Origin of the sequence: Amycolatopsis camponoti, assembly GCF_902497555.1 — a bacterium.
Classification (GTDB): Bacteria; Actinomycetota; Actinomycetes; order Mycobacteriales; family Pseudonocardiaceae; genus Amycolatopsis; species Amycolatopsis camponoti.
On the sequence record NZ_CABVGP010000003.1, the window covers coordinates 967,147 to 981,768 of the forward strand.

A 14,622-nucleotide genomic window follows, 5' to 3' on the forward strand; every position below is an offset into this window, starting at 1 on the left:
CTCCACGGTAAGTTAGGGTCACCTAACTAGAAATGTGATTTACCGTACGATCCACTGGTTGGGAGCCGGTAGGCTCGCGGCATGCGCGTTCTCGTCGTCGACAACTACGACAGCTTCGTCTACAACCTGGTCCAGTACCTGGCCCAGCTCGGCGCCGACTGCACGGTCTGGCGCAACGACGTCGTGGACCTCGATCGCGTGCCCGAGTTCGACGCCGTGCTCGTCTCGCCCGGCCCGGGAACACCCGAACGCGCTGGTCAGAGCATGGACGTCATCCGCAAGTGCGCCGAGACCCGCACCCCGATGCTCGGGGTCTGCCTCGGCCACCAGGCGCTCGGCGTCGTCTACGGCGCGACCGTCGACCGCGCGCCCGAGCTGCTCCACGGCAAGACGAGCCAGGTCCGCCACACCGGCGTCGGCGTCCTCAAGGACCTGCCCGAGGAGTTCACGGCCACCCGGTACCACTCCTTGACCGTGGTGCCCGACACCATCCCGGCCGACGTCTTCGAGGTGACCGGCCGCACGGAGTCCGGCATCGTGATGGGCATGCGCCACCGCGAGCTGCCGCTGGAAGGCGTCCAGTTCCACCCCGAGTCGGTGCTCACCGAGGGCGGTCACCGGATGCTGGCCAACTGGATGGCCGCGGCGGGCCACCCCGTCGACCCGGCCCGCGTCGACGAGCTCGAGCGGGCGACCAAGGCGCTCCAGAAGGCCGCTGTTGCGTGATCCGGCTCGAGGGAGTCGGCAAGCGGTACGGGCGCGGTGACTTCGTCCTCCACGACGTCGACCTGAGCGTCGAGCCCGGGCACGTGGTCGGCGTTCTCGGCAGCAACGGTTCCGGCAAGTCGACCCTGCTGCGGATCATGGCCGGCGTCTCGCACCCGAGCACCGGCGTGGTGACGGGGAGCCCGCGGATCGGCTACCTGCCGGACCGCTTCCCGGCCGGCCAGCGCATGGGCGCGCGGGCGTACCTGCGGCACATGGCGCGCATCCACGGGCTCGCCGACCTCTCGGTGATCGACCCGCTGCTCGAACGGCTCGCGCTGGTCGGCGGCCCGACCGCGCCGCTGCGCACGCTGTCCAAGGGCAACGCGCAGAAGGTCGGGCTCGCGCAGGCCGTGATGGTGCGGCCGGACCTGCTGATCCTCGACGAGCCGTGGTCCGGGCTCGACGTCGGGACGCACGCCATCCTCGGCGAGGTCGTCGCCGAGACGCGGGCGCGCGGCGCGAGCGTCGTGTTCACCGACCACCGGCCGCAGGTGGTGCACGACCACGCCGACGTCGTCCACCTCATGAACGACGGCCGCCTCACGGCGGAGAGCGCCGAGCCGACGACGCGGATCGTGCTGCGCGGCCACGGGACCGAGTGGGCGGACGAGCCCGGCGTGCGCCACGCGGTCGTCGAGGGGGCGCAACTCGTGCTGACGGTCGAGGTCGCGTCGGTCGACGCCGTGCTGCTGCGGGCGTTGAAGGACGGCTGGTCGGTGCGGGAGGTGGCGCCGTGCTCGCCGTGACCCGTTACTACCTGGCCCTGCTCGGCCATTCCCAGCGCTACCTGCCGGCGCTGCTGGCCTACCTCGCGCTGTGCGTGATCCTCTACGCCGACCCGCACTCGCCGCCGTTGCCGCTGTTCGGCGTGAGCGCCGGCGGGCTGCTCGTCGTCGCGTGCTGGCTGACGATCGCGCTGCTCGACATCGAGGATCCGGTGCAGCGGCTGGTGACCCTGAGCCACGCGCGGCAGTGGCGGCGGATGATCACCGGCGCGATCTTCACCGTGCTGATCTTTTCGGTGGTCCTCACCGTGATCACCGAGGCGTGGTCGGCGCTCAAGTCGCTGAAGGTCCAGCCGTCGGCGCTGGGCATCGGGCTGCTCGCGCACCTCGCGTGCGCGCTGCTGGGCATCGCGATCGCGCTGCCGTGCTCGCGGCTGCTCGTGCAGCGGGTCGGCTGGACGGTGCTCGCCGCCGTGGTCACGCTGATCGTCGTGCTGCTGGCGAAGATTCCGCTGGTCCACCCGTTGCTGCACGCCCTGACCGACGAGGAACCGGTCGCCGGTCCGCTCGTCCTGGCGGTGGTGACGTCGGTGGTGGTGCTGGCCGCGAGCTTCCTCGGCGTTTCGAAGCTCGTGCAGCGGCGTTCCTGAGTGCAATTTGCCATCTTCAATTTCCGGGCCAGGGTTCCGGCGGGTGCTCGAACACGACTAAGGTTCGGGTTCTCTCCGAATCTGGGCGAAGGGAGACCGGGTGACGGCTGGGATCGTCGCGATCACCGGGCCGGACTCCGACGGTGAGCTCCGGGACCTCGCCGCCTGGCTCCGCGGGGAAGACGAGCTGCGCGGCCGTGTCCAGCTGTTCGACGCCGTCGTGGTCGGCGTGACCAGCAACTCCGCCGGCGTCTTCTGCCGGTCGCTGTTCGCCTGGCTGCGGCGCCGCCGCGAAGCCCCCGTCTCCCTGAAGGTCAAGCGCTCCGGCGCGGCCGAGGAACTGGAGCTCGACTGCGGTCCCGCGAGCGACGCGGAGCAGGTTCTCGGCGCCGTCCGGGGATTTCTCGACAAAGCCTGAACGACGAAGAAGGCCCGCACGGCGAACCGTGCGGGCCTTCTTCGCGTGCGTCGGATCAGGGGCTGCCGGCCGTCGACGTCGGGAACAGCGGGCCGTTCGAAACCCCGACCGTCACGTTCTGGTCCTTGTCGATCTGCGTACCCGGCGAGGGGCTCTGCTTGGTGATCGTGCCCTCGGGCTTGGTGCTGGTCCGGTCGGACTGCTGCTTCAGGGTTTGGGTCCAGCCCATGCTTTCCAGCTTCGCCTGCGCGTCGTCGACCGTCATGCCGATCAGGCTCGGCATCTCGATCTTGTTGTCCGGCTGGCCCGACGACACGGTCAGCGTGATCTGGCTGCCGACCGGCACCGAACCACCGACCGGGATCTGCTGGATGACCTGGTCCTTCGGCTGGTCGGACTGCTGGTCCACCCGCTTCACGGTGAACCCGAGACCGGTGAGCGTGGAGTTGGCGTCGTTGAAGGACTTGCCGATCACGCTCGGGACCTGCTTCTGCTGCTTGCCCTTGCCGACGGAGATGGACACGCTCGAGCCCTGCTGGACATCGCTGTCCGCCTGGGGGGTCTGGCTGACGACCTTGTTCACGTCGTTCGGGTCGTCGACGTTGACTTCCTGCACTGACGGGCTCAGCGTCAGGCCGGCTTCCTTCAGCTTCGCTTCGGCCTCGTCATGGGAGAGTCCCTTGAGCTCCGGCACCTTCGTCGTGCCCGGCTTCTGGCCGATCGTGAGCGTGATCTGCGCCGCCGTGGCGACCGGCGTGCCCACGCCGGGGGCGATGTCGATGACCTGGTTGATCTGGTCGGCGGTGCAGGGCACGTTGCCGCTCGCGTCCGGGATCCCGCAGGGCACCAACTTGTTCGGCGCGAAGTTGTTGAGGCCCTTCTCGCGCAGGGTGTTCTTGGCCGCCACTTCCGACTGTCCCTTGACGTCCGGGATCGCCACCGTGGTGGCTTCCTCGCCGCCGCCCTTGAAGGAGCCCGACAGCCACATGATCAGCAGCACCGCGCCCAGGACGAACACCGCGGCCAGCACACCGAGGATCGTCCGGCGACGGCGCTTGGCCTTCGGGTCTTCGTCGTCCGGGGCGTCGTACTCCTCGTAGCGCTGCGGCTGCCGCCGGTCGGAGTTCATCACCTGCGTGCGCTCGTCCTCGGACATCACCATCGGCGCCGCGGGGCGCTGACCCGAGAGCGTGCGCACCAGGTCCGAGCGCATCTCCGCCGCCGACTGGTAGCGGTTCGCCGGGCCCTTGGCCAGTGCCTTCAGCACGACCGCGTCCAGCTCGGGCGCCACCGCAGGGTTCACCGACGACGGCGGGCTCGGGTCTTCCCGGACGTGCTGGTAGGCGACCGCGACCGGGGAGTCCCCGGTGAACGGCGGCTCGCCGGTGATGAGCTCGTACAACACGCACCCGGCGGCGTAGACGTCGGAACGGGCGTCGACCGACTCACCGCGGGCCTGCTCCGGCGACAGGTACTGCGCCGTGCCGATCACCGCGGCGGTCTGGGTCATGGCGGACTGGCCGTCGTGCATCGCGCGCGCGATGCCGAAGTCCATCACCTTGACCGCGCCGTTCTTCGTGATCATCACGTTGGCCGGCTTGACGTCGCGGTGCACGATGCCGTGGCGGTGCGAGAAGTCGAGCGCCGCGCAGACGTCGGCCATGACCTCCATGGCCCGCTTCTGCGACATCGGGCCCTCGGTCTTGACGATGTCGCGCAGCGTCCGGCCTTCGACGTACTCCATGACGATGTACGGCAGCGGGCCGAACTCGGCGTTCGCCTCACCCGTGTCGTAGACCGCGACGATCGCCGGGTGGTTCAGCGCGGCGGCGTTCTGCGCCTCACGGCGGAAACGCTCCAGGAACTGCGGATCCCTGGCGAGGTCGGCACGGAGGATCTTGATCGCGACTTCGCGGCCCAGTCGCACGTCGTGGCCGTGATGGACCTCGGACATGCCTCCGTAGCCGAGCGTTTCGCCCAGCTCGTACCGGTTGGAGAGCAGTCTGGGTGTGCTCATCTCTGGGTGCCGTTCCATTCCGTCCAAGGTGCGGTCATGATGCCTTGCTGGCCATCGTCGGTCGTTCCGGAAGTGTCCGCCGGGTAAGCGCTCGAAGCGGGCGGCGCCTCCGCGGGCGGCTGTCTGCCCGGGACCACCTGGCTCGACGTCTGGCCGGTGTGCGGTGGCGAGCCCGAGCTGCCGATCATCTTGGCCACCAGGACGATGCCCGCCACCAGGACAACGAGCAGGATGGCGGCGAGGAGCGCCCACCAGCCCCACTGGGTCTTCTTCCGGGGCACCGGCACCATTGCCGGACGCATGACGGGCCGTGACGGCGGGCCGATGGCGACCATCGGGTTCACCGCCGGCGACGGCGGACCGACCGGCATGTGCTGCTGCTGCGGCGGAACCGGCTGGGAAATCGGCTGCTGCGGTTGCTGGACCGGCTGTTGCTGCTGCGGCGGTTGCTGCACCGGCTGCTGGCCGGTCGCGTACGCGGCGTTGACCAGCCCGGACGGCGTCGGCAGCGGCAGCCCGGCGCGGACCGCGGCGACGGCGGCCGCGAACTCGCCGCCGTTGTTGTAGCGCTGCCGCGGGTCCTTGACCAGCGTCGCCTCGATCACCGCGCGCGCGGCGGGCGGGACGTCCGGCGGCAGCGGCGGCGCGATGTCGCGGATGTGCATCATCGCGACCGTCACAGCGTTTTCGGACAGGAACGGCCGGTGCCCGGCGAGGCATTCGTAGCCGCACACCGCCAGCGAGTAGACGTCGGACGCCGGCTCGGCCGGGTGCCCGAGCGCCTGCTCCGGCGCGATGTAGTGCGCGGTGCCCATGACCATGCCGGAGCGGGTGACCGGGGCGGCGTCGGCGGCCTTGGCGACGCCGAAGTCGGTGATCTTCACCTGGCCCGCCGACGTCACCAGGATGTTGCCCGGCTTGACGTCGCGGTGGACGAGGCCCTGCTCGTGCGCGGCCTGCAGCGCGTTGCCCGCCTGCTCGAGCATGTCGAGCGTGAACTCCGCCGACAGCCGCCCGTGCTTGGCCAGCAACCCGGCCAGCGGGTCGCCATCGACGAGCTCCATCACCAGGTACGCGATCGAGAGGTCACCGTCGAAGATGGTCTCGCCGTAGTCGTGCACCGCGGCGATGCCGGGGTGGTTCAGGGACGCCGTCATCCGCGCTTCGGTGCGGAAGCGGTGGAGGAACTCGGCGTCGCCGGAGAGTTCGGCCTTGAGGATCTTGACGGCCACGGTCCGATCCAGCCGGGTGTCGCTGGCCTGCCAGACCTCGCCCATCCCGCCGACGGCGATCCGGCTCGTCAGCTTGTAGCGGTCGGCCAGGAGCTGACCGGAGGACAGCATGCGCTATCCACCCCCGAGCTTCGCGTTGATGGCCGCGCGGCCGATTTCCGAGGCGACCTTGCCGCCCGTCGCGGCCAGTCCGCGGTCGCCGCCGTTCTCGACGATCACGGCGACCGCGATCTGCGGGTCGTTCGCCGGGGCGAAGGCGGTGTACCACGCGTGCGGGGCGGTGTTCTTCGAGTCCGTGCCGTGCTCGGCGGTGCCGGTCTTCGACGCGATCTGGATGTCCGGGCGCTTGCCGCCGCCCCCGGTGAAGCCCTCGGAAGCGATCATCATGTCCTTGAGGATCGCGGCGTTCGACGACGAGAGTGCCGCCGTGCCGGTGAGCTCGGTGGGACTGTAGTCCTCGATGGTCGACAGGTCCGGCGCGAGTACCGACTGCACCAGCTGCGGCTTCATCGCCATCCCGCCGTTGGCCACGGTGGCCGCGAGCAGACAGTCCTGCAACGGGGTCAGCCGGACGTCGCGCTGGCCGATGCCGCTCTGGTAGAGCGCGCCCTGCGAGTCGAGCGGGCCGACCGTCGACGCGGCGACCTTCATCGGCACGGTCAGGTCGGTCTGCCCGATGCCGAAGTTCGCCGCCGTCTTCTTCAGCTTGTCCGCGCCGAGCTGACCGGCGAACTCCGCGAACGGGACGTTGCAGGAGTGCGCGAGAGCGTCCTTGAACGTGCTGCCCGGGCAGGCCGCGCCCGCGTAGTTCTCCAGCGTCACGCTCGTGCCGGGCAGCTTCGTGTTCGGCGCCGGGTTGACCGGGGTGTCCGGGCCCTTGCCGTCTTCGAGCACGGCCGCCGCGGTGACGAGCTTCATCGTCGAACCCGGCGGGTAGGTCTCCGAGATCGCCCGGTTCAGCATCGGGTTGTCCGGGTCCTTGACGTAGGAGTTCCAGGCGTCGGTCTGCGCCTTCGACGTGTGCGAAGCCAGCTTGTTCGGGTCGTACGACGGCGTCGAGACCATCGCCAGGATCCGGCCGGTCTTGGGCTCCATCGCGACGACGGCGCCGGTGTAGCCCTTCTGCGTCATCAGGTCGTAGGCGGCTTTCTGCACGGCCGGGTCGATGGTCAGCCGGACGTTGCCGCCGCTGGGGTCGCGGCCGGTGACCATGTCCGACAGCCGGCGCACGAACAGCCGCGGGTCCGAACCGTTCAGCACGTCGTCCTCGGAGCGCTCGAGGCCGCCGGAGCCGTAGTTGATCGAGTAGTAGCCGGTGACCGGTGCGTACATCGGGCCGTCGACGTAGGACCGGGTGTACTTGTACTTGTCGTTCGACGGGTCGACCTTCGCCAGCACCTCGCCGTTCGCCTGCGACACGATCTGGCCGCGGCGGCGGGCGAACTCGTCGTAGAGCACGCGTGCGTTGCGGGAGTCGGTGCGGTAGTCGTCGGCCTTCACGACCTGGATGTAGGTGGCGTTGGCCAGCAACAGGACGACCATGACGAGCATCGCCATGCCGACCTTGCGCAGTGGGGTGTTCATGCCTGCTGGCCCCCGTCCGCCGGCGGTCGCTGGACGAGCACAGTGTGCGCCTCGGCGATCGGCGCCTGCGGCTGGGCCTGTGGCTTCGGACGGGACGCGGGCCGCCGGGCGGCATCGGAGACCCGGAGCAGCAGCGCGACGAGGATGTAGTTCGCCAGCAGCGACGAACCACCCTTCGACAGGAAGGGAGCGGTGATACCGGTCTCCGGGATGAGTTTCGTGACCCCGCCGACGACGACGAAGATCTGCATGACCATGGTGAACGCCAGCCCGCCGCCGAGCAGCTTGCCGAACGTGTCCCGCACCGCGAGCGCGCTCCGCATGCCGCGCATCGCGACCAGCAGGTACAGCATCAGGACGGCGGCGAGGCCGATGAAGCCGAGCTCTTCGCCGATCGCGGCGGTGATGAAGTCGGTGTTGGCCTCCGGGACCATGTCCGGGCGGCCGGCGCCGAGCCCGGTGCCGCCGATGCCGCCGGTGCCGAGCCCGAACAGGCCCTGCGCGATCTGGTAGCCGCCGCCGAGCTTGTCGTAGGTGGCCAGCGGGTCCAGCCAGTTGGCGACGCGCTGCTGGACGTGCGTGAAGAGGTTGTAGGCGATCAGGCAGCCGCCGACGAAGAAGCTGAGGCCGAGGACGACCCAGATGATCCGCTCGGTCGCGACGTACAGCATCATCAGGATGACGCTGAAGAACAGCAGCGACGTGCCGAGGTCCTTCTCGAACACCAGGATGCCGATGCAGGCGACCGCGGCGATGAGGATCGGGCCCAGGTCACGGGCGCGCGGCAGCTCGACGCCGAGGAACTTCTTGCCCGCCACCATGAACAGGTCGCGCTTCGACACCAGGAACGAGGCGAAGAAGATCATCAGCAGGATCTTCGCGAACTCGCCCGGCTGGATCGAGAACCCGGGCAGCTTCAGCCAGACCTTGGCGCCGTTGACCTCCGACAGGCTCGACGGCAGCAGCGCCGGCAGGGCCAGCGCCACGATCCCGACCAGGCCCGCGGTGTAGCCGTAGCGGGTCAGCGTGCGGTGGTCGGTCACGAAGACCAGCACGGCGACGAAGAACGCCAGCGAGATGACCGTGAACAGCACCTGCGCGGTGACGGCGGGGGTGTAGTCCTTGCCGTTCTGCGCGGCCCGTTCCGCCAGCGCCAGGTCGATCCGGTGGATCATCACCAGGCCGATGCCGTTCAGCAGCGCGACGCAGGGGAGCAGCACCGGATCCGCGTACGGCGCCCACTTGCGCACCGCCAGGTGCGCCGCGGCGAAGATCGCGAGGTAGGCGAGGCCCAGCCAGACGATCGACCAGGTGAGCTGCTGCTCCTGGTTCGCCTCGACCAGCACCAGCGCGATGGTGACGATGAACGCGGCGAACCCCAGCAGCACCAGCTCGGTGTTGCGGCGGGTCGGGACGTCGCGCGGTGGGTTCGTCTGGAACTGCGCGGCGAGCGGCTCGGCGGCGCGCGCGGCGGGCTGGCTCATCAGTTACCGCCTCCCGTCGTCGGTGCCGTCGAACTCGGCGTCGAGCAGTCCCTCCCCGCTGGCTGGTTCGCCGACGACGGAGCAGTCGAGCCGGCCGGTGCCGACGGGGTGGACGTCGGCGTGACCGTGGGGGTCGGCGTCGAGGACGGCTGACCGCCCGCCGGCGCGCAGTTGTTCAGGCGCTTGTGGAGCTGCAGGAAGTCGTCGATGTACTTCCGCGCGTCTTCCTGGAGCTGGTCGATGCGCAGCTTGTCCGTGCACACCTGGTTGGGCGGGCACGAGCCCTGCTCGTAGGTGTGCAGGTCGATGCCGAGGATGCTGCCCGGAACGCCGCGGTAGATCACGACCTCCTGGTCCGCACCTTCGCCGACATAGTACTGACTCAGGACGAAGTACCGGGTCGCGATGGCGGCCGCGGCGAGCACGATGAGGACCACCAGCGCACCGGCGAGCCAGCGGAACCGCTTCCGGCGCTTGGCCTTCGGATCCACGCTCGGCTGCGGCAGCTCGGGCCGCGGCTGCGGCGACGGCTGCGTCAGCGCCCTGGCCCGGGCCGCGGGCGAATCGCCCTGGTGCAGCTCGTCGCTGCCGTCCCCGGCGGCGCCGCCCACGATGGGCGCGTCCTCGCCGAAGTCGACGTCGACGACGTCGGCGATGATCACCGTGACGTTGTCGGTGCCGCCGCCCTTGAGCGCCAGCTCGATCATCCGGTCCGCGCACTGCTGCGGGTCCGGGATCTGCACGGCTTCGGTCAGCGTCTCGTCGCTGACCATGCCGGACAGGCCGTCCGAGCAGATCAGGTACCGGTCGCCGGAGCGCGCTTCGCGCACGGTCAAGCTCGGCTCGACCTCGTGCCCGGTGAGCGCCTTCAGCAGCAGCGACCGCTGAGGGTGCACCGCCGCCTCTTCGGGCGTGATCCGGCCTTGTTCGAGCAGTTCGTTGACGAAGCTGTCGTCGCGCGTGATCTGCGCGAACTGACCACCTCGCAACAGGTAGGCGCGCGAGTCGCCGACGTGCACCAGGCCCAGCCGGGTCCCGGCGAACAGGACGGCGGTGAGCGTGGTGCCCATGCCGTCCAGGTCGGGGTCCTGCGAGACGAGCTCGGCGATGGCGGCATTGCCGTTCGCCACCGCCTCTCGCAGCTGGGCGAGCAGGTCGTCGCGGGGTTCGTCGTCGTCGAGGGGGGCGAGCGAGGCGATGACGACCTTGCTGGCCACCTCACCCGCCGCATGGCCACCCATACCGTCGGCGAGCGCGAGCAGGCGAGGGCCGGCGTACACGGAGTCCTGGTTGCTCGAACGCACCAGGCCCCGGTCGCTGCGGGCTGCGTAGCGGAGGACGAGAGTCATGGGCGAAGCTCGATCACCGTCTTGCCGATCCGGATGGGGACTCCGAGCGGGACCCGGAGGGGTGCAGTGACCTTAGCCCGGTCGAGATACGTCCCGTTCGTCGAGCCCAGATCTTCCACGTACCAGTCCTCACCGCGTTGGGCGATCCGGGCGTGCCGGGTCGACGCGTAGTCGTCGTCGAGCACCAACGTGGAGTCGTCGGCACGGCCGATGAGGATCGGCCGCCCGTCGAGCGCGATGCGGGTTCCGGCCAGCGCGCCGTGGGTCACCAGCAGCTGCTGCGGCGACTTGCTGTTGCGCGGCTTCTTCTCTTTCTTGCGTCCGAAGGTCGGCACCTGGACGCGCATACCCGAAGCCGCGTAGAGGTCCGAGCGGACGACTCTGAGCGCGGCGAGCACGAAGAGCCAGAGCAGCACGAGGAAGCCCACCCTGGTGAGTTGTACGACCAGCTCTGGCACTTGGTGTGTCCGCTCCCGACTCGTCCGTGCAGCCGCGACGCGGGTACGCCGCGGTCCCCCCGCACGTCAATTCTGCGGGAACAGTATTCCGTGCCCCCAGTCAGCCCTGCGTACGGAACACGAGTGAGGAGTGCCCCACCCGGATGACGTCGCCGTCCGCGAGCTGCCAGGTCTGGACCGGAGTGCCGTTCACGGTCGTTCCGTTGGTCGAGCCGATGTCGGCGAGCGTCGCGCTCTGGCCGTCCCAGGTGATCTCCAGGTGCCGGCGCGAGACGCCGGTGTCCGGGAGGCGGAAGTCGGCGTCCTGGCCGCGACCCACGACGTTCCCGCCCTGCTTGAGCGAGTACGTCCGGTTCGAGCCGTCGTCGAGCTGCAGGCTCGCCGCGAGCTGCCGGCCGGCCGCGGGCGGGGCGTAGCCGCCCTGCTGCTGGCCGTACGGGTCGCCGGCGGGCTGGCCGTACGCCTGCTGCTGGCCGTACTGGTCGTAGCCGCCCTGCTGCTGGCCGCCGTACTGGTCGTACCCGGGCTGCTGCTGGCCGGCGTACTGGTCGTACCCGCCCTGCTGGTAGCCGCCCTGGTCGTAGCCACCTTGCTGGGGCTGGGCGTAGCCGCCCTGGTCGTAACCACCGCCCTGGGGCTGGGCGTAGCCGCCTTGTTCGTAGCCGCCCTGCTGGGGCTGGGCGTAACCACCCTGGTCGTAACCACCCTGCTGCTGGGCGTAACCCTGGTCGTAGGCCCCACCCTGCTGCGGCTGGCCGTACTGGTCGTAGCCGCCCTGCTGCTGCTGGCCATAACCCTGGTCGTACCCGGGCTGCTGGCCACCCTGCTGTCCGTAGCCGTATTGGCCCTGCTGGCCGTACGGGTCACCCTGGTCGTATTGGCCGTAGCCGGGGGGCTGGCTCATTGCTGGGTCTCCTGCGTTGCTGGGTCGTGCCGACCGCGGTGAACCGGCGCCTGAGGGGCGGGCGTCGGGATCGACGGACGAACGGGTCTTGAACTGTCCAGTATGCAGCGCCTCGTTGCGCTCGAGTGATACGACGACGTCACCATAGGTGTCCAGGCCCTCGGCGGCGAGGTGTTCCGCCACCGCCTTGGCCAGCACCTGGGTGACCCGTTGCTCGTCACCGGCCATGCGCTCGTGGTCAGCTGCCCCCAGGGACACGATGTAGTGATTGGGGGCGAGCTGTCGACCGCCTGCCAGCTCACGAACGTTCTCCTCACTCTCCCGTTCCAGGGCGATCGCCACTTCCTGCGTGACGACGTTGCCACCGAACATGCGCGCGAAAGTGTTCCCCACCAGGTTCTCGAGGCGTCTGTCAAAACGCTCGACGCGGCTCACCGGGGAAAACCTCCTCACACGTGTGCTTCCGCTATCGATCCTATCCGGGTGAGCCCGCCTCGACACGGCCCCCGGTGAAACCCGTTCAAACGACCTGCTAGTCTTCTCTTCGCTGTCAGAGAGAAGCACTCGGGCGAGTGGCGGAATGGCAGACGCGCACGGTTCAGGTCCGTGTGTCCGAAAGGACGTGAGGGTTCAACTCCCTCCTCGCCCACGCTGTTCAAGGCCCCGGTCGCTAGCGCGACCGGGGCCTTTCCCGTTGTCCTTGTTTCTCCCGGGGGCCGAGCCCCCGGACCCCCACGGTGCCTCGTCTCACCTTCCAGCGTGGTCGGGTCTGGTGGGGAATATCACCCGTTTGGCTGCGCGTGGTGTTCGCTCACGGCGGAGTTCGGGGTGTATCAGGACGTCGTTTTGGCGATCCAGGGTGCCAGGATGTCGGCTCGGCTCGTTGTTTCGATGCCCGCGTGGGGGCAGCCCGGGCCGGTCGCCTCCACCGCGACCAGTTCGGTTCCGGTGAAGTACGGGGCTCCTGAGTCGTACGTGCAAGCGCTCGTGGTGATCTCCGGGGCCGCGCCGCGGACGCCCAGGGTGGTCGGGTCCACCTTCGCCACCGCCACCGTGCCCTGCTGCATGCGGGTCGCCGGCTTGGGGTTCGTGCCCGTCAGGCTGCCCCAGCCCGCCAGGGTCAGCTGCTGCCCGACCGTCGGGACGGCGTGGTTCACGGTCAGGGGCTGGACCGTGGTCACCGGGGTGTCGAGCTTGATCAGGGCCACGTCGCTCTCTTTGGCCTGGACCACCTCGGTCACCTTGCGGGCCACCCCGGATTCCGTGGCTTCGTCGACCAGGCCCAGCGCCGCCGTCGTGGGGTACGGGGTCTTGCCGGAGACGCGGTTGCGGTTCGCGTCGTGGAAGCAGTGGCCGGTCGTCAGGATCCAGGCCGGGGCGATCAGGGCGCCCGTGCAGTAGCTGCCGTACGTCGAGCCGTCGGGGCGCGGGATCTTCGTCATCGCGAGCTTCGCGACGAACCCGAACCGGCCCGCGGGGACGTCCGAGCCGTGGGCGACCCCTGGCGCGGCCAAGGCGGCAGGGGTGGCGGTGATGGTCAGGACAACAGCGGCGAGCAGAGCGCGCAGGCGCATCTTTCCCCTTCGTCGAGTCGGTGATCGACGTTCGACGTTAGGGCCGCCGCCGGGCCCGGGGAATTCCCTGGCCGGGCGTCACCCGACAGCGCGGCCGGGTGACGCCCGAACGGAGGTCAGCCGACGTGCGAAGCGATCCAGTCCGCGACGACGTCCACCCGGGAAGTGGTTTCGAGCTGGTTGTGCGGGCAGTCCGGCCCGGTCGACTCGACGGACACCAGCTGCCCGCCGGACCCGCCCGCGACGAAGTACGGCGCACCCGAGTCGTACACGCAGGCGCTGGTGGTCGTCGTCGGGGCGACGCCCCGCACGCCGAGCGTCGAGGCGGCGACCTGCCCGACCGTGACGGTGCCCTGCTGCAGCTTCGTCGACGGCGTCGGGTTGGTCGCGGTGAGACTGCCCCAGCCGGCGAGCGTCAGCGACTGGCCCACCGACGGCGTGACCCGGTTGACCGTCAGCGGCGTGATGCCGGTGACGTCCGCGTCGAGCGTCGCGATCGCGATGTCGTTGGCACTCGCCTGGTACACCGTGACGACGTTGCGCGTCACGCCCGGCGTGCTCTGGTCGACCGTGCCGAGCAGCACCGAAGTCGGGTACGGCACCGGCCCGGAGACGCGGTTGCGGTTGGCGTCGTGGAAGCAGTGGCCCGCGGTGATGATCCACTTCGCGGCGATCAGCGCACCGGAGCACGCGCTGTTGTACTTCGTGCCGTCGGGCTTCGGGATGTTCGTCATCGTCAGCTTCGCGGCGAACTGGAACGTCCCGGCCGGGACGTCGGAGCCGTTGGCCACGGCCGCCGCCGGTCCCGCGGTGGCGAGACCGGCGGCCAGCGTCAAAAGGGCAGCAGAGAACACAGCGCGGACGCGCATCGGTGGATCCCCCTTGTCCTGCACCGGCGGTCGAAGGCCGGTGATCACTTTCGAGCGTAGCCGCGGTCTGCGAGCCGGAAAGGCGCTGCTTGGAGCAAAAAACCGGCCCCAGCGCGGTGCGCCGAGACCGGTTTGCCGGGTATGCGTCAGTTAACGCCGACCAGGTCGACGACGAAGATGAGGGTCTCGCCCGGCTTGATGACGCCGCCCGCGCCGCGGTCGCCGTAGCCCAGGTGGGGCGGGATGACGAGCTTGCGGCGGCCGCCGATCTTCATGCCCGCGACGCCCTGGTCCCAGCCGGAGATGACCTGGCCGGCGCCGAGGCCGAAGCGCAGCGGCTCGCCGCGGTTCCAGGACGCGTCGAACTCTTCGCCGGTCGAGTGCGAGACGCCGACGTAGTGCACGGTGACGGCCTTGCCGGGCGTGGCCTCCGCGCCGTCACCGACCGTGATGTCGGTGATCTCGAGGTCGGCCGGAGGGTTGCCCTCGGGGCGGTCGATCTGGGGCTTTTCCAAGGTCATGGCACTCACCGTACCCACGCGCGCGAGGCTGCGCCGAACGGACTACGTCCAAGGGCTGAAAAACGCGAA

The 14,622-nt window shown here is 69.7% G+C and carries 14 protein-coding genes and 1 tRNA gene; 5 read left to right on the forward strand and 10 right to left on the reverse strand.

Features of this window, described 5'->3' with window-relative positions; all coding sequences use genetic code 11:
• Nucleotides 1-81 precede the first annotated feature (81 nt).
• From AA23TX_RS41020 to AA23TX_RS41035, 4 genes are all read left to right on the forward strand, one after another.
• Nucleotides 82-726 (forward strand): aminodeoxychorismate/anthranilate synthase component II, encoded by a 645-nt coding sequence (locus AA23TX_RS41020; protein ID WP_155548330.1) that lies wholly within the window; start codon nucleotides 82-84, stop codon nucleotides 724-726.
• The gene (locus tag AA23TX_RS41025; protein WP_155548331.1) at nucleotides 723-1,514 is read left to right on the forward strand and encodes an ABC transporter ATP-binding protein; all 792 of its coding nucleotides are present in this window, start codon (nucleotides 723-725) and stop codon (nucleotides 1,512-1,514) included. The genes AA23TX_RS41020 and AA23TX_RS41025 overlap by 4 nt, the downstream gene beginning before the upstream one ends.
• The gene (locus AA23TX_RS41030) at nucleotides 1,502-2,143 is read left to right on the forward strand and encodes a hypothetical protein (protein ID WP_155548332.1); all 642 of its coding nucleotides are present in this window, start codon (nucleotides 1,502-1,504) and stop codon (nucleotides 2,141-2,143) included. The genes AA23TX_RS41025 and AA23TX_RS41030 overlap by 13 nt, the downstream gene beginning before the upstream one ends.
• 100 nt (nucleotides 2,144-2,243) lie before the next feature.
• Nucleotides 2,244-2,561, forward strand: a complete 318-nt coding sequence (locus AA23TX_RS41035; protein WP_155548333.1) for an effector-associated constant component EACC1 — start codon at nucleotides 2,244-2,246, stop codon at nucleotides 2,559-2,561.
• Between the two features lie 55 nt (nucleotides 2,562-2,616).
• Here AA23TX_RS41035 and pknB read toward each other — a convergent pair whose 3' ends face one another.
• From pknB to AA23TX_RS41070, 7 genes are all read right to left on the reverse strand, one after another.
• Nucleotides 2,617-4,578, reverse strand: a complete 1,962-nt coding sequence (pknB, locus tag AA23TX_RS41040; protein ID WP_155548334.1) for a Stk1 family PASTA domain-containing Ser/Thr kinase — start codon at nucleotides 4,576-4,578, stop codon at nucleotides 2,617-2,619.
• A complete protein-coding gene (locus tag AA23TX_RS41045; protein WP_155548335.1) occupies nucleotides 4,575-5,921 on the reverse strand; it encodes a serine/threonine-protein kinase in 1,347 nt (448 codons plus the stop codon). The genes pknB and AA23TX_RS41045 overlap by 4 nt, the downstream gene beginning before the upstream one ends.
• A 3-nt stretch (nucleotides 5,922-5,924) precedes the next feature.
• Nucleotides 5,925-7,394, reverse strand: a complete 1,470-nt coding sequence (locus tag AA23TX_RS41050; protein WP_155548336.1) for a peptidoglycan D,D-transpeptidase FtsI family protein — start codon at nucleotides 7,392-7,394, stop codon at nucleotides 5,925-5,927.
• Nucleotides 7,391-8,878 carry an FtsW/RodA/SpoVE family cell cycle protein gene (locus AA23TX_RS41055; protein ID WP_155548337.1) on the reverse strand — a complete coding sequence of 496 codons (1,488 nt, stop codon included), beginning with the start codon at nucleotides 8,876-8,878 and terminating at the stop codon, nucleotides 7,391-7,393. Before AA23TX_RS41055 ends, AA23TX_RS41050 begins: the two co-directional genes overlap by 4 nt.
• Nucleotides 8,878-10,227, reverse strand: coding sequence for a PP2C family protein-serine/threonine phosphatase (locus tag AA23TX_RS41060; protein WP_155548338.1), 1,350 nt, complete (start codon nucleotides 10,225-10,227; stop codon nucleotides 8,878-8,880). The genes AA23TX_RS41055 and AA23TX_RS41060 overlap by 1 nt, the downstream gene beginning before the upstream one ends.
• Nucleotides 10,224-10,685: an FHA domain-containing protein FhaB/FipA gene (locus AA23TX_RS41065; protein WP_155548339.1), complete on the reverse strand. Its 462-nt coding sequence runs from the start codon at nucleotides 10,683-10,685 to the stop codon at nucleotides 10,224-10,226. The genes AA23TX_RS41060 and AA23TX_RS41065 overlap by 4 nt, the downstream gene beginning before the upstream one ends.
• A 100-nt stretch (nucleotides 10,686-10,785) precedes the next feature.
• Nucleotides 10,786-12,024: an FHA domain-containing protein gene (locus AA23TX_RS41070; RefSeq protein ID WP_155548340.1), complete on the reverse strand. Its 1,239-nt coding sequence runs from the start codon at nucleotides 12,022-12,024 to the stop codon at nucleotides 10,786-10,788.
• A gap of 131 nt (nucleotides 12,025-12,155) precedes the next feature.
• Between AA23TX_RS41070 and AA23TX_RS41075 the strand changes: the two genes are divergently transcribed.
• A tRNA-Leu gene (locus tag AA23TX_RS41075) sits at nucleotides 12,156-12,238 on the forward strand.
• Nucleotides 12,239-12,422: 184 nt separating this feature from the next.
• Here AA23TX_RS41075 and AA23TX_RS41080 read toward each other — a convergent pair.
• The 3 genes from AA23TX_RS41080 to AA23TX_RS41090 all read right to left on the reverse strand — a co-directional run bounded on the left by AA23TX_RS41080 (nucleotide 12,423) and on the right by AA23TX_RS41090 (nucleotide 14,553).
• Entirely contained in the window at nucleotides 12,423-13,163 is a 741-nt protein-coding gene (locus AA23TX_RS41080; RefSeq protein ID WP_155548341.1) for a S1 family peptidase, read from the reverse strand.
• A 116-nt stretch (nucleotides 13,164-13,279) separates the two neighbouring features.
• Entirely contained in the window at nucleotides 13,280-14,032 is a 753-nt protein-coding gene (locus tag AA23TX_RS41085; RefSeq protein WP_155548342.1) for a S1 family peptidase, read from the reverse strand.
• Nucleotides 14,033-14,178: 146 nt separating this feature from the next.
• A complete protein-coding gene (locus AA23TX_RS41090; RefSeq protein ID WP_155548343.1) occupies nucleotides 14,179-14,553 on the reverse strand; it encodes an FKBP-type peptidyl-prolyl cis-trans isomerase in 375 nt (124 codons plus the stop codon).
• Nucleotides 14,554-14,622: the final 69 nt, after the last annotated feature.

Excerpts from the sequence above, each read along its gene's own strand:
- AA23TX_RS41060 (WP_155548338.1), bottom strand. The coding sequence starts at position 10,227 with ATGACTCTCGTCCTCCGCTACGCAGCCCGCAGCGACCGGGGCCTGGTG.
- AA23TX_RS41055 (WP_155548337.1), bottom strand. The coding sequence starts at position 8,878 with ATGAGCCAGCCCGCCGCGCGCGCCGCCGAGCCGCTCGCCGCGCAGTTC.
- AA23TX_RS41085 (WP_155548342.1), bottom strand. The coding sequence starts at position 14,032 with ATGCGCGTCCGCGCTGTGTTCTCTGCTGCCCTTTTGACGCTGGCCGCC.
- pknB (WP_155548334.1), bottom strand. The coding sequence starts at position 4,578 with ATGAGCACACCCAGACTGCTCTCCAACCGGTACGAGCTGGGCGAAACG.
- AA23TX_RS41045 (WP_155548335.1), bottom strand. The coding sequence starts at position 5,921 with ATGCTGTCCTCCGGTCAGCTCCTGGCCGACCGCTACAAGCTGACGAGC.
- AA23TX_RS41080 (WP_155548341.1), bottom strand. The coding sequence starts at position 13,163 with ATGCGCCTGCGCGCTCTGCTCGCCGCTGTTGTCCTGACCATCACCGCC.
- AA23TX_RS41020 (WP_155548330.1), top strand. The coding sequence starts at position 82 with ATGCGCGTTCTCGTCGTCGACAACTACGACAGCTTCGTCTACAACCTG.
- AA23TX_RS41050 (WP_155548336.1), bottom strand. The coding sequence starts at position 7,394 with ATGAACACCCCACTGCGCAAGGTCGGCATGGCGATGCTCGTCATGGTC.
- AA23TX_RS41090 (WP_155548343.1), bottom strand. The coding sequence starts at position 14,553 with ATGACCTTGGAAAAGCCCCAGATCGACCGCCCCGAGGGCAACCCTCCG.